Source organism: Bradyrhizobium jicamae, assembly GCF_018130215.1.
Lineage (GTDB): Bacteria > Pseudomonadota > Alphaproteobacteria > Rhizobiales > Xanthobacteraceae > Bradyrhizobium > Bradyrhizobium jicamae_A.
Genome location: NZ_JAFCKQ010000012.1, coordinates 22,911 through 39,351, shown reverse-complemented (window position 1 = coordinate 39,351; position 16,441 = coordinate 22,911). Strand labels below are relative to the sequence as shown.

General features: G+C 64.9%; 16 protein-coding genes. 12 read left to right on the top strand and 4 right to left on the bottom strand.

The window, feature by feature from the left end; genetic code table 11:
- Positions 1 to 19 precede the first annotated feature (19 nt).
- Together JQ586_RS15815 and JQ586_RS15810 are read left to right on the top strand one after the other, a co-directional pair.
- Positions 20 to 409 carry a DUF5330 domain-containing protein gene (locus JQ586_RS15815; RefSeq protein ID WP_212395516.1) on the top strand — a complete coding sequence of 130 codons (390 nt, stop codon included), beginning with the start codon at positions 20 to 22 and terminating at the stop codon, positions 407 to 409.
- An 89-nt stretch (positions 410 to 498) separates the two neighbouring features.
- Positions 499 to 930, top strand: a complete 432-nt coding sequence (locus JQ586_RS15810) for a SufE family protein (RefSeq protein ID WP_212395515.1) — start codon at positions 499 to 501, stop codon at positions 928 to 930.
- Between the two features lie 94 nt (positions 931 to 1,024).
- On the opposite strand, the gene JQ586_RS15805 is transcribed toward JQ586_RS15810, so the two are convergent.
- Together JQ586_RS15805 and JQ586_RS15800 are read right to left on the bottom strand one after the other, a co-directional pair.
- Positions 1,025 to 1,438: a MucR family transcriptional regulator gene (locus JQ586_RS15805; protein ID WP_212395514.1), complete on the bottom strand. Its 414-nt coding sequence runs from the start codon at positions 1,436 to 1,438 to the stop codon at positions 1,025 to 1,027.
- A 268-nt stretch (positions 1,439 to 1,706) separates the two neighbouring features.
- Positions 1,707 to 2,594 carry a DUF308 domain-containing protein gene (locus tag JQ586_RS15800; RefSeq protein WP_212395513.1) on the bottom strand — a complete coding sequence of 296 codons (888 nt, stop codon included), beginning with the start codon at positions 2,592 to 2,594 and terminating at the stop codon, positions 1,707 to 1,709.
- Between the two features lie 339 nt (positions 2,595 to 2,933).
- Between JQ586_RS15800 and JQ586_RS15795 the strand changes: the two genes are divergently transcribed.
- Both JQ586_RS15795 and JQ586_RS15790 read left to right on the top strand, forming a co-directional pair.
- Positions 2,934 to 4,583: a glycosyltransferase family 39 protein gene (locus JQ586_RS15795; RefSeq protein WP_212395512.1), complete on the top strand. Its 1,650-nt coding sequence runs from the start codon at positions 2,934 to 2,936 to the stop codon at positions 4,581 to 4,583.
- A gap of 174 nt (positions 4,584 to 4,757) precedes the next feature.
- Positions 4,758 to 5,537 carry a class II aldolase/adducin family protein gene (locus tag JQ586_RS15790; RefSeq protein WP_212395511.1) on the top strand — a complete coding sequence of 260 codons (780 nt, stop codon included), beginning with the start codon at positions 4,758 to 4,760 and terminating at the stop codon, positions 5,535 to 5,537.
- A gap of 101 nt (positions 5,538 to 5,638) precedes the next feature.
- On the opposite strand, the gene JQ586_RS15785 is transcribed toward JQ586_RS15790, so the two are convergent.
- Positions 5,639 to 7,039 (bottom strand): M20/M25/M40 family metallo-hydrolase, encoded by a 1,401-nt coding sequence (locus JQ586_RS15785; RefSeq protein ID WP_212395510.1) that lies wholly within the window; start codon positions 7,037 to 7,039, stop codon positions 5,639 to 5,641.
- Between the two features lie 101 nt (positions 7,040 to 7,140).
- Positions 7,141 to 8,757, bottom strand: a complete 1,617-nt coding sequence (locus JQ586_RS15780) for a helicase HerA-like domain-containing protein (RefSeq protein WP_212395509.1) — start codon at positions 8,755 to 8,757, stop codon at positions 7,141 to 7,143.
- Between the two features lie 364 nt (positions 8,758 to 9,121).
- On the opposite strand from JQ586_RS15780, the gene JQ586_RS15775 reads away from it, so the two are divergent.
- From JQ586_RS15775 to scpA, 8 genes are all read left to right on the top strand, one after another.
- Positions 9,122 to 9,487, top strand: a complete 366-nt coding sequence (locus JQ586_RS15775; protein WP_212395508.1) for a DUF2267 domain-containing protein — start codon at positions 9,122 to 9,124, stop codon at positions 9,485 to 9,487.
- 52 nt (positions 9,488 to 9,539) lie between these two features.
- The gene (locus JQ586_RS15770) at positions 9,540 to 9,947 is read left to right on the top strand and encodes a DUF4332 domain-containing protein (RefSeq protein WP_212395507.1); all 408 of its coding nucleotides are present in this window, start codon (positions 9,540 to 9,542) and stop codon (positions 9,945 to 9,947) included.
- A 95-nt stretch (positions 9,948 to 10,042) separates the two neighbouring features.
- A complete protein-coding gene (gene folP, locus JQ586_RS15765; protein ID WP_212395506.1) occupies positions 10,043 to 10,900 on the top strand; it encodes a dihydropteroate synthase in 858 nt (285 codons plus the stop codon).
- Positions 10,897 to 11,283, top strand: a complete 387-nt coding sequence (folB, locus tag JQ586_RS15760) for a dihydroneopterin aldolase (RefSeq protein ID WP_212395505.1) — start codon at positions 10,897 to 10,899, stop codon at positions 11,281 to 11,283. Before folP ends, folB begins: the two co-directional genes overlap by 4 nt.
- 4 nt (positions 11,284 to 11,287) lie before the next feature.
- A complete protein-coding gene (gene folK, locus JQ586_RS15755; RefSeq protein WP_212395504.1) occupies positions 11,288 to 11,779 on the top strand; it encodes a 2-amino-4-hydroxy-6-hydroxymethyldihydropteridine diphosphokinase in 492 nt (163 codons plus the stop codon).
- Between the two features lie 105 nt (positions 11,780 to 11,884).
- On the top strand, positions 11,885 to 13,759 hold the full coding sequence (locus JQ586_RS15750) for a methylmalonyl-CoA mutase subunit beta (RefSeq protein ID WP_212395503.1): 1,875 nt from the start codon (positions 11,885 to 11,887) through the stop codon (positions 13,757 to 13,759).
- Positions 13,756 to 14,226 carry a GFA family protein gene (locus tag JQ586_RS15745; protein ID WP_212395502.1) on the top strand — a complete coding sequence of 157 codons (471 nt, stop codon included), beginning with the start codon at positions 13,756 to 13,758 and terminating at the stop codon, positions 14,224 to 14,226. The genes JQ586_RS15750 and JQ586_RS15745 overlap by 4 nt, the downstream gene beginning before the upstream one ends.
- Before the next feature lie 41 nt (positions 14,227 to 14,267).
- On the top strand, positions 14,268 to 16,424 hold the full coding sequence (gene scpA, locus JQ586_RS15740; RefSeq protein ID WP_212395501.1) for a methylmalonyl-CoA mutase: 2,157 nt from the start codon (positions 14,268 to 14,270) through the stop codon (positions 16,422 to 16,424).
- The last annotated feature ends 17 nt before the right edge of the window (positions 16,425 to 16,441 follow it).

The following is a 16,441-nucleotide window of genomic DNA, read 5'->3' as shown; positions in this document are numbered from 1 at the left end:
AGACGACCGGGGTCGCGCGATGTTTTTCCTGTTGCGTTTGGCATTCTGGCTCGGGCTTGTGCTCGTGCTGCTGCCGAGGGACAAAGCACCTGAATCGGAGAAGACGCCGCAGATCAGCACATCCGAGGCGGTGTCGGCGGCGACCGCGACCATCAGCGACATGGGCCAGTTCTGCAAGCGTCAGCCCGCAGCGTGCGAGGTCGGCGGTCAGGCCGCGACTGCGATCGGGCAGCGTGCGACCGACGGCGCGCGCAAGCTCTACAAGATCATCACGGACAAGAAGGCGCCCGACCACACCGGCTCGATCGGCGGGGACGACATCGACGCATTGCCTTCCGCGACCGCATCGCGCGACACGCTGTCGGCCGCCGACCAGGCGATCGAATTCCACCAGCCGCCGACGCCATAACCGCAAATTACCACGGAACTGGTTCCATTTTCGTCGCATTCACGGCCCGGCTTCCTATATAAGCCCATGAGAACGGGATGCGGGTCAGAATGACGACGATCGACGAAATCAGGGACAATTTTGCGCTGCTCGACGAGTGGGACGACCGCTATCGCTACGTCATCGAGCTCGGCCGCACACTCGAGCCGCTCTCCGAGGGGGAGCATTCGGCCGAGAACAAGGTGCAGGGCTGCGTCAGCCAGGTCTGGCTGTCGAAGCGGATCGATCGCGATGCCAACGGCGAACCGCGCCTGATCTATCTCGGCGACAGCGACGCCCATATCGTGCGCGGCCTGGTCTCGATCGTGCTGACGCTGTTTTCCGGCCATACGCCGAAGGAAATCCTGGCGACGGATGCGCTTGCATTGTTCGACGAATTCGGCTTCCGCGACCATTTGACGCCGCAGCGCTCCAATGGCCTTCGCTCGATGGTGGAGCGCATTCGCACCGATGCGCGTGAGGCGCTGGCCTCTGCCGCGTAAGCGGAACACGTCGTTCCGGGACGCGACGCGATCCGGAACCTCGCGATTCCGGGTTCGATGCTAGACGCATCGCCCCGGAATGACTGGCTGAGATCTACTTCCTCTTCCGCGCCTGCTGGCCGAGGCCCATCTTCTTGGCGAGCTGCGAGCGGGCCACCGCATAGTTCGGCGCCACCATCGGATAGTCGGCCGGCAGACCCCATTTGTCGCGATACTGCTCGGGCGTCATGTTGTACTGCGTGCGCAGGTGCCGCTTCAGCGATTTGAAGCGCTTGCCGTCCTCGAGACACACCAGATATTCCGGCGTGATCGACTTCTTCGCTGATACCGCAGGCTTGGCCGGCTCGAGCGGCGCCTCGGTACGTCCGCTCGACACGCGCATCAGCGCGGCATGGACCTGACTGATCAGGTTGGGAATGTCGGAGGCCGGCGTCGGATTGTTGCTGAGATAGGCCGACACGATGTTGGCGGTCAGTTCGACCGGGCTTTTGCCTGGGGCATCGGACATGGCTCAACCTTCCCGTGATATCGAGGGGCCCGGCACGGTGCGCCGGAGGGACAGTATCCGGCCGCGACAATACATCGGAGAATCCCGCACTACTTCGCGAATATGAACGGATTACAGCAAATATGACAAGAACGACGGGGTCTCCGTCCTTGAAAAGCCGCCGTGGCAAGTATTCGGGATCTTGAGCGCTTTCGGGCGAAGTGGATACGGTTTCGCGGGAAGAAAGCGCGTCGAAGCAAGAATCGAGGACTCGGTTCCGAACGGAGCTCTACGGCCGCTGCTCCAGATGCGACCTGAGCTCGTCGATCGAGGCAAACCGCATCATGCCTTCGGGCATCTGCGCCTCGATCGAACCGTCCGAGTAGAGCGAATAGGCCATGCCGTCCACGACGCCCGATTTGAGCACGGTCACCGGCGGCTGTTCCACCGGTGCCGGCGGATGGCCTGGTGATGGTGGCGCGCTCTGGGCCTCGGTGAAGGTCGAGGGCGTGCGGGGGCTGCGCCGCGAGGCGACATCGACCGAGCGCGGCCGTTCTGCTCTCGGCCAGGCATCGTCGAAGGTCGGGGCCGAAGGGTCGCTTGCCGCGGCGGGGCTCGGAAGCGGATCAGGCGACGGCAGGTCCGGCGAGAGCAGTTCGGCGGCGCGCGCCTGGGTCCGCTCGCGATCCTTCCGGGAGGAGGAGAACAGCAAATTGCGCCGCTTGGCCGATGCCTCGGTCGGGGCAGCGGCAGGCGTGGGTGGCGCTGCATCGGCTGGCGCGGCACGCTGGATCGCCTCTTCGTGCCAGGGCGGCGGCGAGGCAGCAGGGGCCGAAGGCGGCACCAGTGGCGGCGGCTCGGCTGCGGCATGCTGGTCCCGCGGGAACGAGAAGCCGGCCTCGACGGGCGGGGAACTGCGCGGGGAAGTTGCAGGGGCTGACAGCGGGAACTCGGGCCGCGCGACGGCCCCGCCCGGACCAAGGCGCCTGGCGATCCGCCTGAGCTCCCGGACAGCCGCGGCGAGCGCGAGGATGATCGCGCCGGTGCACACGCCGGAGACGCCGGTTGTGATCAAGGTGCTGCCGACGCTGAACTCCTTGTAGGGAATTCCAAGGCCGATCGCCGCCAGGCCCGCTAGGATCAGGCCCATACCGGCGACCAACAGAGCAACCACCATCGAACTAACCCCCGGAAGATCCGCGTGAAAATCGGCGCGGCCGCGAACGGCACGATACCGTCATGTTGTCTACACCGCCAACCATGAATTGTAGCCAGAGTTCCCTAAAATCTTGTTCCACCCGGTGATTGCCGGTTCACCGTCGTGCCGAGACCGGTTCCTCGCTGCGCCATTCCCGTAATTCTACCCGCTACCAATTGCTGCCAATTTATTGCAACGCATCCGGAAAATTACGCCACAATTCCCAATTACTTGAAAATGGAACTGCGCTATATGGACGCCGGGGAATGAGGCCCTAAAGCGCCAAACTGGGCCACAGGGACGCCGGTATCGCTAGCCATGTCATCTATCACGACGTCTGCCATCGAAACGCCCACACGGCGCTCGGTGGAGAAGACTTGCGACGACCTCGCCGTGCTCGCGCTCGCTGTGGTCGCCGTGGTCGCTGGTCTCACATTCCGCGATTACGGACTGGGCTGGGACGATTATACCCACGCTGAATATGCCGACTTGTTGCTCCGCATGTACGGGTCCGGATTCAAGGACACCAGCGCGCTCTCCTTTGCCAATCTCTACATGTATGGCGGCGGCTTCGACATGGCTGCCGCGCTGCTACACAAGGTCATCCCGCTTGAGCTGTTCGAGACGCGCCGCCTGCTCGGCGCGATCGTCGGCGTCATCGGCCTTGCCGTAACCTGGCGGCTGGCCCGCCGCGTCGGCGGCCCGCTGGCCGGCCTCGCCGCGCTGTTGCTGCTGGCGCTGTGCCCGACCTTCTACGGCCACATGTTCATGAACCCGAAGGATGCGCCGTTTGCCGTGGCGATGATCATCCTGATCATGGGCCTCGTCCGCCTCGCCGATGAGTATCCCGCGCCCTCGCCGCGCACGATCCTGATCGCGGGGTTCGGCGCCGGCCTGTCGCTCGGGTGCCGCGTGCTCGGCGGGCTTGCGTTGATCTATGCCGTGATCGGCTTCATCCCGCTGTGGATCGAGGACTACCGGACGCAAGGCGCGCGCGAGGCGGCGCGTCGCTTTGTCCATGTGGCCTACGTGCTCGTGCCGGGCCTGGTGTTCGGCTATCTGGTGATGGGTTTGATCTGGCCGTGGTCGATCATGGAGCCCGGGCATCCTCTCGAGGCGGTGACCTACTTCTCGCACTTCTTCGAGAAGCCGTGGAAGGAGATGTACGACGGCGCGCTGGTGTCGGTGCCGGACATGCCGTGGTCCTATCTGCCGACGCTGTTCGCGCTGCAGCTTCCGGAAGTGCTGCTGGCGCTGCTGGCCGGCGCCGTCGTCATCACTTTCATGTCGCTGTCGCGCAGGGATGTGCCGGCGCGGCGCAAGACCATCATGCTGATGCTGACGCTGGCGGCGATGCTGCCGCTGGTCATCGCGATGGTGAAGCGGCCGGCGCTCTACAACGGTATCCGTCACTTCATCTTCGTCATCCCGCCGATGACGGTGCTTGCCGGCGTCGCGTTCGCGCGCGCGATGGACTGGCTCGGCGAGAACCGCCGCGCCTGGCAGCCTGCCGCGCTTGCGGTGTTCGCCTTCGGCCTGCTGCTGCCGCTCAGCGAGATGATCCGGCTGCACCCCTACCAGTATACGCATTTCAACCACATCGCAGGCACGGTGCGGACCGCGGACAACTACTTCATGCTGGACTATTGGGGGCTGGCGCTGAAGCAGGCCTCCGACGGCCTGCGCGAGCAACTGGCCGAACGGCAGGAAGCCCCGCCGGCGAACCGCAAGTGGAAGGTCGCGGTGTGCGGGCCGCAGCGGCCGGCGCAGGTCGCGCTCGGTCCCGACTTCACGATCGGTTGGGACAGCAATGCCGCCGACTTCGCGATGACGCTCGGCGAGTTCTACTGCAAGGGCCTCACCGCACCCGTCATGGTCGAGATCAAGCGGGACGACGTCGTGTTCGCTCGCGTCTACGACATCCGCGGCCGCAGCATCTCGAGCCTGCTGGCGATCCCGGCGCCCTGAGCCGCGGCCCAGCACGAAATCCATCGCCCGCAATGCATCCTGAAGCATGATCTTCCCGGATCATGCTGCGCTTTCACGCAAGGACATGACTGTCACGCCGGTTCGCTGCCTTGCTGCGGTCCGGCTGCGGCGCTAGGCTTGCGACCAGCAACGACATCAAGGGAGTTATCAGCCATGTCGCCAGCGGAAGCGCATCTGAAGCAAGTGCCGCCGAACATGAGTGCGGCGGAATGGGAACAGCGGATCAACCTCGCCGCCTGCTATCGCCTGGTTGCGCTCTATGGCTGGGACGATCTGGTCGACACCCACATCTCGGCGCGGGTGCCGGGACCCGAGCATCACTTCCTGATCAATCCCTACGGACTGATGTTCGACGAGATCACCGCGTCGAGCCTGGTCAAGGTCGACCTCGACGGCAACCAGCTCTCCGAGAGCGCCTACAGCATCAACCCGGCCGGCTTCACCATCCATTCGGCGATCCACGAGGTGCGCGAGGACGCCGGCTGCGTGCTCCATCTGCACACGATCGACGGCACCGCGGTGTCGTCGAGCCCCGAGGGTCTGCTGCCGCTGAACCAGACCGCACAGTTCGTCACCCACGACCTTGCCTATCACGACTATGAAGGCATCGCGCTCGATCACGACGAGCGCCCGCGCCTGCAGCGCGATCTCGGCAGCAAGAACCACATGCTGCTGCGCAACCACGGCACGCTGACGGTCGGCCGCTCGGTCGCCGCGGCATTCGAGCGCATGTATCATCTGGAGCGGGCCTGCTCGATGCAGGTGGCGACCCGCGCGCTCGGTCCGATCGCCTACCCGGTCGACCCGCACGCGATCGACAAGAACACAGAGTTGCTGGCCCACCCCGACCGCGCCGAGTTGCGCTCGACGCAGCTGGTCTGGCCGCCGCTGCTGCGCAAGCTCGACCGGGTCAATCCCGGCTACCGCAATTGAATTTTCGCAAACTTCGGGTAAGTTGCTGAACAACACCCTCTGCACGACCGAATCAAAACGCCGCCCAATCCCGGGCGGCGTTTTTGCGTTGTGCGGGCCTCTTATCTGGCCTCGGCGAATGCGGCGAGGATTCGTGCCCAGGAGCGGATGCCCTTGTGGAAGCTCCTGAGGTCGTACTTCTCGTTCGGCGAGTGGATGTTGTCGTCGTCGAGGCCGAAGCCGACCAGCACGGAGTCCAGTCCGAGCGTGCGCTTGAAGTCGGCGACGATCGGGATCGAGGCGCCTGAGCCGACCAGCAGCGCTTCCTTGCCCCATTCATCGGTCAGCGCGCGCCGCGCGGCGGCGAGCGGCTTCATATCCCAGTCGAGTGCGATCGCCGGCGCGCTGGAATGGTCGATGAACACGGCCTTGCAATCCGCCGGCAGACGCGCCGTCACATAGTCGCGGAACGCCTGGCGGATCCTTGCCGGGTCCTGTCCTTCGACGAGACGGAACGACACCTTCGCCGACGCCTCCGCCGGGATCACCGTCTTGGAGCCCTCGCCGGTATAACCGCCGATGATGCCGTTGATGTCGCAGGTCGGTCGCGACGAGATCTGCTCGATCAGGAGACGATCCTTCTCGCCGGCCGGCAGCGACAGGCCGATCGGCTTGAGGAACGTGTCAGGCGTCAGGTTGAGGCTCTTCCACTGCGCCAGGATGTCCGGCGGCAGATCCTTCACCCCATCGTAGAAGCCGGGGATGGTGATGCGGCCGTTCTCGTCATGCAGGCCGCCGAGGATCCGTGTCAGCACGCGGATCGGATTCTGCGCGCCGCCGCCGAACACGCCGGAATGCAGATCGCGATTGGCGGCCTTGATCTTGACCTCCTCATAGAGGAGCCCGCGCAGCGAGGTGGTGATCGCCGGCGTGTTCCGGTCCCACATGCCGGTGTCGCAGACCAGCGCGAAGTCGGCCTTCAGCTCCGCCTTGTTGGCTTCCAGGAACGGTACGAAATTCTTCGAGCCGATCTCCTCCTCGCCCTCGATGATCATGGTGATGTCGACCGGCAGCGATCGCGTCACCTTCTTCCAGGCGCGGCAGGCCTCGACGAAGGTCATCAGCTGGCCCTTGTCGTCCTCGGCGCCGCGCGCGACGATGATCTTGCGGCCGTCGGCGTGGTCGGTGACCACGGGCTCGAACGGCGGACGGTGCCACAGATTGAGCGGATCGACCGGCTGCACATCATAGTGCCCGTAGAACAGCACATGCGGACGGCCGTCGCTGCTGCCATTGACCCTGGCGACGATCGCCGGATGGCCCGCGGTCGGCCGCACCTCTGCCGTGAAGCCCAGTGTCGCGATGTCTTTCGCGAGATGGTTGGCCGCCGCCTTGCAGTCGTCGGCGAACTCCGCCTCCGACGAGATCGACTTGATCCGGAGCAGCGCGAACAGCCGCTCGAGGCTGTTGTCGAAGTCGGCGTCGATGTGATCGAGGACCGGCTGGAGCTTGGTGTTGGACATCGCTGGTTTTCCCTGGCTGTTGGGCTTTGCCTGACGTTGTAGCTCGCGGGCGGCCGCAGGCAAAGCGCCCGCCTGCGCTTCAGCCGGATCAACGCGAACGGTTACCTTCGCAGCAAGCCGCCGAGCGCGCCGCGCACCAGTGCGCGGCCGATCGATCCACCAACCGAACCGCCGACCGATTTGCCGAGATCGGCGGCGACACCGCCGATCACCTTGTCGGTGACCGAACGCGTCACGTTGCGCGCGATCACCTGCCCGGTCGACAACCGGCCGCGCCTGACGTTGGTGCCGAAAATCGCGGACGCGATGGCGCCGATATGGCCGAGGATGCCGCCACCCTCACCACCCGGGCCTTCCGCCGACGCCGCCCCGCCGGCAAGACGCTTCTGGATGATCTCGTAGGCGGATTCGGCATCGATCGCGGTGTCGTATTTGCCCTTGAACGGGCTCGCATCGATGATCGCCTTGCGCTCCTCAGATGTAACCGGCCCGATCCGCGCCGACGGCGGTCGCACCAGGATGCGCTCGACGATCGACGGCGTGCCACCGCCCTCGAGGAACGAGACCAGAGCCTCGCCCTTGCCGAGCTCCATGATCACGCGCGCAGTATCGAGCTTGGGATTGGGCCGGAAGGTCTGCGCGGCCGCGGCGACGGCCTTCTGGTCGCGCGGCGTGAAGGCGCGCAGCGCGTGCTGCACGCGATTGCCGAGCTGTGCCAGCACCTTGTCCGGCACGTCGATCGGGTTTTGCGTGACGAAATAGACGCCGACGCCCTTGGAGCGGATCAGACGCACCACCTGCTCGATCTTGTCCATCAGCGCTTTCGGCGCATCATTGAACAACAGATGCGCCTCGTCGAAGAAGAACACCAGCTTCGGCTTCGGCAGGTCGCCGGCCTCCGGCAACTCCTCGAACAATTCCGAGAGCATCCAGAGCAGAAAGGTCGCATAGAGCCGCGGGCTCTGCATCAACTTGTCGGCGACCAGGATGTTGATCATGCCGCGGCCATCGCGGTCGGTCCGCATGAAATCCTTCAGCGTCAGCGCCGGCTCGCCGAAGAACTTGGCGCCGCCCTGGTTCTCGAGCACCAGGAGCTGGCGTTGAATGGTCCCAACCGTCGCCTTCGACACGTTGCCGTAGCTCTGCGCGGCCTTGCGGATCGGCGCCAGCGGATCCTCCTCGTCGGAAGCCTTCTTGCTGCCGTCCGGGGCGATCGCATCGAGCAGCGCGCGCAGATCCTTCATGTCGATCAGCGCGAGGCCATTCTCGTCGGCGACGCGGAAAGCGACATTGAGCACGCCCTCCTGTACGTCGTTGAGATCGAGCATCCGCGACAGCAGCAGCGGTCCCATTTCGGTGACTGTGGCGCGCACCGGATGTCCCTGCTCGCCGAACACGTCCCAGAACACGGTCGAGAACTGGTCGGGCTGGAATGTCAGCCCGATCTCGCTGGCGCGCTTGACAATGAAATCCTTGGCCTCGCCGGCTTCGGCGATGCCGGACAGATCGCCCTTGATGTCAGCCGCGAAGACCGGGACGCCGGCGCGCGCAAATCCTTCCGCCATCACCTGGAGCGAGACGGTTTTGCCGGTTCCGGTCGCGCCGGTCACGAGACCATGCCGGTTGGCGAGCGCGAGCGTCAGCCACGCCGTCTCCTCACCTTTGCCGATCAAAATCTTCTCATCGGTATCGGCCAGCTTGCCGTCTACGGTCGTCATCGCTTCGCCTCTTCGCGCAGATCAGATCGGTTCGACACCTCGAACCCGGTTCGATCTCGAACTCCTGCCATCATATTGCATCCTAGCGGTCGAATGAAACCATCGGCTGATGCCGACCTCGCCCCCGAGGACACCGCATCGTTAAAGGGTTCCTCATACTTTTTTCGGTACCACTGAAAAAGTGATTGCGCATTGCGACAAGATGGCGTGAATCCGCCACTCACTCTTGCATCGGAGCAACACTCCCAACGCGATCGAAAAAGAAAAACCAACCGAAATGCGCGGATCGCTTGTATTTCGCGACACAGGCGCTCAAGATCGAATTCAAGGACTTTCCGGTAAGAACCGGTCGAGGCGGGGCAATATGGACGAACTGGTTGGACGGCTGGCCATCAAGGCCGGCATTGACGGCGCTGTCGCTGAAAAAACCATCGGCATCGTTCTGGGCTTCCTCCGTAACGAGGGGCCTTCCGACACGGTTCAGGCTCTGATCGATCAAATCCCTGGCGCAGAAGCAGCGATTGCCGCCTCCAGCAGCGGAAATGGCCTGTCGCGACTGATGGGTGGCGGACTGATGGCCGTCGGCACCCGACTGATGGCGCTTGGCCTGGGCATGAGCGAGATTCAAAACATCGCGCGTGAACTTTTTGTGTTCGGTCGCGACAAAATCGGAGCGGATCAAATGGGCGAGATCATCTCGGGGACGCCGGGCCTCAGCCAGTTTGCCTGAACAGCCCTCGACGCGCCGGCTCCACGCTCCCTTTTACCTGCATACGAGTATCATGACATACCCCCTCTCCCAGATCGAAGGCTTGTCCGCCTATTGCGCGTCGAAACTGAAGTCACACGGCATTCGCACCACTGAAGCGCTGCTCGAAGCCGCCCGCACCGCCAAGGGACGCAAGTCGCTCGCGGCCAAGACCGGGATCAGCGAGCAGCAATTGCTCGAATGGGCCAACGTCTCCGACTACATGCGGATTCCCGGCATGGGCAAGGCCAAGGTCGGCCTGATCCGCGCCGCCGGCGTCACCACGGTGCGCGAGCTCGCATACCGCAACCCCTCTCGGCTCACGCAGAGCATGAAGGACGCCAACGTGAAGCGGAAGCTGGTCCGCGTCCTTCCGTCGGAGAAGTCGGTCGAGCTGCTTATCGAAGAGGCACGCAGGCTGTCTCCAAAGATCAGCTATTAGCCTGACGGGCCTCCGCCGCAGGGCCGGAGCGAGCCACCTTCACCACACCCTGACTTGACCTTGACTCGGCGTCATGGACCGCGCAAAGCGACCGCATGATGGTGACCACGCCCATATCGTCGGCGGCAACCGGCCCGGCTGCGCGGGAGGTGCTGCCGCCGTTGCTGTCGAGGCCCTACCCGGCCGTCATGGGAATCCTGAACGTGACGCCGGATTCATTCTCCGATGGCGGACAGTTCTTCTCGCCTGAGCAGGCGCTGGCGCAAGCCCGCAAGTTGATCGCTGATGGTGCCGATATCATCGATATCGGCGCGGAATCCACGCGCCCCTATGGGTCACGGCCGGTCTCGGCGGACGACGAGCTGAAGCGCCTGAAGCCGGTGCTGGCCGATGTCATCGCGCTCGGCGTCCCCGTCTCGGTCGACAGCATGAAATCCGAGGTGGTGGCGTGGGCGCTTGATCAGGGTGCGGCGATCGCCAACGACGTCTGGGGCCTGCAGCGCGATGACGGGATGGCCGCGCTGGTCGCCGCGCACCGCGTGCCCGTGATCATCATGCATAATCGCGAGCGCGCCGATCCGGCGATCGATATCATGCAGGACATCGCGACCTTCTTCTCCCGCTCGCTCGAGATTGCCGCCAGGGCCGGCATTGCCTCTGACAGGATCGTGCTCGATCCCGGCATCGGCTTCGGCAAGGTTCCGGAGCAGAGCATGATTGCGCTGGCGCGGCTCGCCGAGCTCGGCTCTTTCGGTCTGCCGGTGCTGGTCGGTGCCTCGCGCAAACGCTTCATCAGCTCGGTCGTGCCATCAGAGCCGCAGAATCGCATCGGCGGCTCGGTCGCGGCACATCTGATCGCGGCACAGAACGGCGCGCGCATCATCCGCGCCCATGATGTCGCCGAGACAGTTCAGGCGCTGCGGGTAGCAGCGGCAATCAAGGGGCTGCAATGACCGACACGATCTTCATCACCGGGATCGTCATCCATGCCCGCCATGGCGTGATGGAACACGAGACCGAGGTCGGACAGCGCTTCGTGATCGATCTCGAGCTCTACACCGATCTCTCGGAATCCTCCCGCACCGATCGCCTCTCCGACACCGTCTCCTATTCCAACGTCGTGGCGACCGCGACCTCGGCATTCAAGAACACCAATTACAAGCTGCTGGAACGCGCCGCCGGCGCCGTGGCCGACGATATCCTCGCCACCTTCCAGCGCGTCAGGGCCGTCAAGGTCACGGTCCACAAGCCGCACGCACCGATCGCCGCGATCTTCGAGGATGTCGGCGTGGTGCTGACGCGTTCGCGGCATCCGCTCCCACCAGCCCGTAGCTGACGTCATGGCTGACGTGCTGATCGCGCTTGGCGGCAATGTCGGCGACGTCCGCACGACGTTCCGCAAGGCCATCGCGAACATCTGCGGCATGACCCAGGCCGGGCTGCTGGCGCGTTCGTCGGACTATTCGACACCGCCCTGGGGCGAGGTGCAGCAAGACCCCTTCATCAACGCCTGCATCGAGATCGAGACCTCGCTCGATCCGCACGCCCTGCTGTTCACGCTGCACAAGATCGAACGGAAGTTCGGCCGCGACAGGGCCGACGAACAGCGTTGGGGTCCGCGCACGCTCGACCTCGACCTGATCGCCTATGACGATGTCACGCTCGACAAGCCGGAGCTGACGTTGCCGCACCCGCGCCTGTTCGAGCGCGCCTTCGTGCTGGTGCCCCTGGCCGAGATCGTACCCGATCGGCTGATCGCCGGACGCCGTGTCGCCGACGCGCTGGCCGGACTTTCGACCGACGGTATTTTCCGCCTCCCGGACCTCGATTGAAGCCAAACTTCCCCCAAACAACCGTTTGGCTTGGGCGCGCAGGCGTGGCAATTTCCGGCCAAATCAAGCAGGCCTCGGCGGGCCGACGAAGGACAATTTGGGCGGATGACGACCACGACTGACGATTTGCCTCTCGCAGCCGATTTTGCATCGGCGACCTATGATGACTGGCGCAAGCTGGTCGACGGCGTGCTGAAGGGCGGCCCGTTCGAGAAGCTTGTCGGCAAGACCTATGATGGGCTCAAGATCGATCCGATCTACCGCCGCGCCACCAATTCCAGCCCGCTTCCCGGCCGCGCCGCGGCAAGCCCCTGGCAGATCCTGCAGCGGGTCGACCATCCGGACGCCGCTCAGGCCAACGCCCAGGCCCTGCACGATCTCGGCAACGGGGCGACCGGCCTCGAATTCGAGTTCGCGGGCGGGCCCGGCACCCGCGGCTTCGGCCTGGCTGACGCCAGCAAGCAGACGCTGGCCAGGGCTTGCGACGGCATCTATCTCGATGCCGGGATCATGATCGCGCTCAACCCGGTGCTCGGACGCGAGAATGCCGGCGAGACCTTTGCCGACATGATCGAGGCCCGCAAGATCGATCCGGCCAGGCTCGATCTTCACTTCAATTACCAGGCGCTCTCGACCGTCGCCGTTCGCGGCGCCGCGACTGCTGCCTGGGCCGACTACGCGACGCCGTTCGGCAAGGTGGTCAACGGACTGATCAAGCGCGGCTTCAAGGGACCGTTTGCGCTCTCCGATGGCCGGCCTGTCCACGATGCCGGCGGATCCGAGGTGGAGGAACTCGCCTTCACGCTCGCGGTCGCGCTCGCCTATCTGCGCATGATGGAAGCGGCCGGCATCGATCTCGATGCGGCGCGCGCCGGAATCTCGTTCCGCCTCAGCGCCGACGCCGATCAGTTCCTCACCATGGCGAAATTCCGCGCGCTGCGGCTGCTGTGGGCGCGGGTCGAACAGGCCTGCGGGCTTGAACCGAAACCGATCTTCGTCAACGCGCAGACCGCCTGGCGCATGCTGACGCGGCGTGACCCCAATGTGAACATGCTGCGTGCGACGATGGCGACGTTCGCGGCCGGCCTGGGCGGCGCCAACGCGATCACGGTGCTGCCGCACACGCTGGCGCTCGGTCTGCCTGACGATTTTGCGCGGCGCGTCGCGCGCAACACCCAGCTTGTGCTGCTCGAGGAATCCAACCTTGCAAAGGTCTCCGACCCGGCGGCAGGCTCCGGCGGCGTCGAGACGCTGACATCGCAGCTCTGCGACGCGGCGTGGAATTCGTTCCAGGAGATCGAGAAGGCTGGCGGCATCTTCCCGGCGCTCGAGCAGGGCCTGATCCAGCAGAAGGTTCTAGCGACCCGCGCGCAACGTGAGATCAACGTGGCGAAGCGCCGCGACGTGCTGACCGGCGCGAGCGAGTTCCCCAACCTGCACGAGGCCGATACCGCGGTGCTGGACGTGAAACCGACGGCGCAAGTTTCCACGGCCGACGCGAAGATCAGGTTCGACGCGCTGGCGCCGATGCGCCTTGCCGAGCCGTTCGAGGCGCTGCGCGACAAGTCGGACGCGGCGCTGAAGGCGGCCGGGGTACGGCCGAGAATCTTCCTGGCCAATCTCGGGACCGCAGCGGATTTCACCGCCCGCGCGACGTTCGCAAAGAGCTTCTTCGAGACCGGCGGGATCGAGGCCCTCGACAGCGAGGGCTTTGCGGATACGGCTTCGCTTGCCGCGGCCTTCAAGGCCTCCGGGGCGGCGATGGCCTGTGTCTGCTCCGCGGACAAGGTCTATGCCACCAGTGCTGCTGACGCCGCCAAGGCCCTTCACGGGGCGGGAGCGAGGCATATCTATCTGGCAGGACGGCCCGGCGACCAGGAAGCGGCGTTGCGGGCGGCCGGTATCGGTGAGTTCGTGTTCGCCGGCGGTGACGCGCTGGCGACGTTGCGCGACGCCTATCGGCGGATGGAGCAAGCATGACGGCTGAGACACCAGCGAAACCCGTGCTGACCGGCGGCTGCCAGTGCGGCGCCGTTCGCTTTGCAGTGTCGGCGTCCCCGAACCGGATCAGCGTCTGCCATTGCCGGATGTGCCAGAAGGCCTCAGGCGCGCCCTTCGCCTCCTTTGCCGACATCAACAACGAGGACTTCACCTGGACCCGCGGCAAGCCTGCGGCGTTCAAGTCGTCCTCGATCGCCGAGCGCGACTTCTGTGCCGCCTGCGGCACCCCCTTGAGCTTCCGCCGCATCGACGGCCCGCGGATCGAGATCATGACCGGCGCCTTCGACCGGCCCGACCGGGTGGTGCCGACGCGGCAATACGGAACCGAGTCGCGCCTTGGCTGGGTCGTCGGTATCGCCAACCTGCCGAGCCAGACCACCATGCAGAACTACGGACCGGAGAAGATGGCGACCATCGTCAGCCACCAGCATCCGGATCATGACTAGCTCGCGACCGACGATGGTCGCCCGTGATATGATGGATCGCCATGAGCCGCATACCGAACTTTGCTGATATCGCCTTTGAGAAAGTCAGCGGTGCTGCACCCATCGCGAGCACCGAGCCGTGGCTGACGCCCGAGGGCATTCCGGTGAAATCCGTCTACGGCGAGGCGGACCGCGAGGGCATCGACTTCCTCGAGACCTGGCCGGGGATAGCGCCCTATCTGCGCGGTCCCTACCCGACCATGTATGTCAACCAGCCCTGGACGATCCGGCAGTATGCCGGCTTCTCGACGGCGGAGGATTCCAACGCCTTCTACCGCCGTAACCTCGCGGCGGGTCAGAAGGGCCTCTCTGTCGCGTTCGATCTCGCCACCCACCGCGGCTATGACAGCGATCATCCGCGCGTCTCCGGCGACGTCGGCATGGCCGGGGTCGCGATCGATTCCATCTACGACATGCGCACGCTGTTCGCGGGCATCCCGCTCGACCGGATGAGCGTGTCGATGACGATGAACGGCGCGGTGCTGCCGATCCTCGCGTTGTTCGTCGCTGCCGCCGGGGAACAGGGTGTCCCGCCGGAAAAACTGTCAGGCACCATTCAGAACGACATTCTGAAAGAGTTCATGGTGCGCAACACCTACATCTATCCGCCGGCGCCCTCGATGCGGATCATCTCTGACATCTTCGCCTATACCTCGCAGCGGATGCCGAAATACAACTCGATCTCGATCTCCGGCTATCACATGCAGGAAGCCGGCGCGACGCAGGATCTCGAGCTCGCCTATACGCTCGCCGACGGCGTCGAATATCTGCGCGCCGGTCTCGCCGCAGGCCTCGACGTCGACCGCTTCGCGCCGCGGCTGTCGTTCTTCTGGGCGATCGGCATGAACTTCTTCATGGAAGTCGCCAAGATGCGCGCCGCGCGGCTGCTGTGGGCCAAGCTGCTCAAGCAGTTCAACCCGAAGGACCCGCGCTCGCTGTCACTGCGCACGCATTGCCAGACCTCGGGATGGTCGCTGACCGCGCAGGACGTTTTCAACAATGTGATGCGCACCACGATCGAGGCGATGGCCGCCACGCAAGGCCACACCCAGTCGCTGCACACCAATGCGCTCGACGAGGCGCTGGCGCTGCCGACCGATTTTTCCGCGCGTATCGCCCGCAATACGCAGCTGTTCCTGCAGCAGGAGAGCGGAACCAACCGCATCATCGATCCCTGGGGCGGCTCCTTCTACGTCGAGCGGCTGACCCGCGATCTCGCGGCGAAAGCCTGGGGCCATATCCAGGAGGTCGAGGCGCTCGGCGGCATGGCCAAGGCGATCGAGGCCGGCGTGCCCAAGCTGCGGATCGAGGAAGCCTCGGCCAAGACCCAGGCACGCATCGATGCCGGGCGCCAGGCGGTGATCGGCGTCAACAAGTACAAGCCTGAGAACGAGAAGTCGATCGACGTGCTCAAGGTGGAGAACTCCACCGTGCGGCGCTTGCAGATCGACAAGCTCGCGCGGCTGAAGGCCGAGCGCAACCAGAAGGACGTCGACGCGGCGCTGGCAGCACTGACCAGTTCGGCGGGCGAAGGCAACGGCAACCTGCTCGCGCTGGCGATCGACGCCGCGCGGGCCAAGGCCACCGTCGGCGAGATTTCGGACGCGATGGAGAAGGTGTTCGGCCGTCACCGCGCCGAGATCAAGTCCATCACCGGCGTCTACAAGCGAGAGGCAGCGACCATGTCCAACAAGGTCGAAAAGGTGCAGGCGCTGATCGACGCCTTCGAGGAAGCCGAGGGCCGCCGCCCCCGCATCCTGGTGGCGAAGATCGGCCAGGACGGCCACGACCGCGGCCAGAAGGTGATCGCGTCCGCCTTCGCCGACGTCGGCTTCGACGTCGATATCGGCCCGCTGTTCGCGACCGCCGACGAGGCGGCGCGCCAGGCAGTCGAGAACGACGTGCACATCCTCGGCGTCTCGTCGCTGGCCGCCGCGCATCTCACCGCCGTGCCGGAGCTGAAAGCCGCACTGAAGAAGCACGGCCGCGATGACATCATGATCATCATCGGCGGCGTGGTGCCGCCGCAGGATTACGACGCGCTCTATGCCGCCGGCGCCGAAGCGATCTATCCGCCCGGCACGGTGATCTCTGACGCCGCCGAGGAGCTGATCCACAAGCTCAACACGAGGCTCGGCCACAGCGAGGCGGCGGAGTAGTTCGCCGCTTCCCCCAA

What these genes read in the sequence shown, in the direction of transcription:
- JQ586_RS15780 (WP_212395509.1), bottom strand. Translation starts at nt 8,757, where the DNA reads ATGACGACCGTAGACGGCAAGCTGGCCGATACCGATGAGAAGATTTTG.
- JQ586_RS15800 (WP_212395513.1), bottom strand. Translation starts at nt 2,594, where the DNA reads ATGGTGGTTGCTCTGTTGGTCGCCGGTATGGGCCTGATCCTAGCGGGC.
- JQ586_RS15795 (WP_212395512.1), top strand. Translation starts at nt 2,934, where the DNA reads ATGTCATCTATCACGACGTCTGCCATCGAAACGCCCACACGGCGCTCG.
- folP (WP_212395506.1), top strand. Translation starts at nt 10,043, where the DNA reads ATGATGGTGACCACGCCCATATCGTCGGCGGCAACCGGCCCGGCTGCG.
- JQ586_RS15790 (WP_212395511.1), top strand. Translation starts at nt 4,758, where the DNA reads ATGTCGCCAGCGGAAGCGCATCTGAAGCAAGTGCCGCCGAACATGAGT.
- folB (WP_212395505.1), top strand. Translation starts at nt 10,897, where the DNA reads ATGACCGACACGATCTTCATCACCGGGATCGTCATCCATGCCCGCCAT.
- JQ586_RS15785 (WP_212395510.1), bottom strand. Translation starts at nt 7,039, where the DNA reads ATGTCCAACACCAAGCTCCAGCCGGTCCTCGATCACATCGACGCCGAC.
- JQ586_RS15810 (WP_212395515.1), top strand. Translation starts at nt 499, where the DNA reads ATGACGACGATCGACGAAATCAGGGACAATTTTGCGCTGCTCGACGAG.
- JQ586_RS15750 (WP_212395503.1), top strand. Translation starts at nt 11,885, where the DNA reads ATGACGACCACGACTGACGATTTGCCTCTCGCAGCCGATTTTGCATCG.
- JQ586_RS15815 (WP_212395516.1), top strand. Translation starts at nt 20, where the DNA reads ATGTTTTTCCTGTTGCGTTTGGCATTCTGGCTCGGGCTTGTGCTCGTG.
- JQ586_RS15770 (WP_212395507.1), top strand. Translation starts at nt 9,540, where the DNA reads ATGACATACCCCCTCTCCCAGATCGAAGGCTTGTCCGCCTATTGCGCG.
- JQ586_RS15805 (WP_212395514.1), bottom strand. Translation starts at nt 1,438, where the DNA reads ATGTCCGATGCCCCAGGCAAAAGCCCGGTCGAACTGACCGCCAACATC.
- JQ586_RS15775 (WP_212395508.1), top strand. Translation starts at nt 9,122, where the DNA reads ATGGACGAACTGGTTGGACGGCTGGCCATCAAGGCCGGCATTGACGGC.
- JQ586_RS15745 (WP_212395502.1), top strand. Translation starts at nt 13,756, where the DNA reads ATGACGGCTGAGACACCAGCGAAACCCGTGCTGACCGGCGGCTGCCAG.
- folK (WP_212395504.1), top strand. Translation starts at nt 11,288, where the DNA reads ATGGCTGACGTGCTGATCGCGCTTGGCGGCAATGTCGGCGACGTCCGC.
- scpA (WP_212395501.1), top strand. Translation starts at nt 14,268, where the DNA reads ATGAGCCGCATACCGAACTTTGCTGATATCGCCTTTGAGAAAGTCAGC.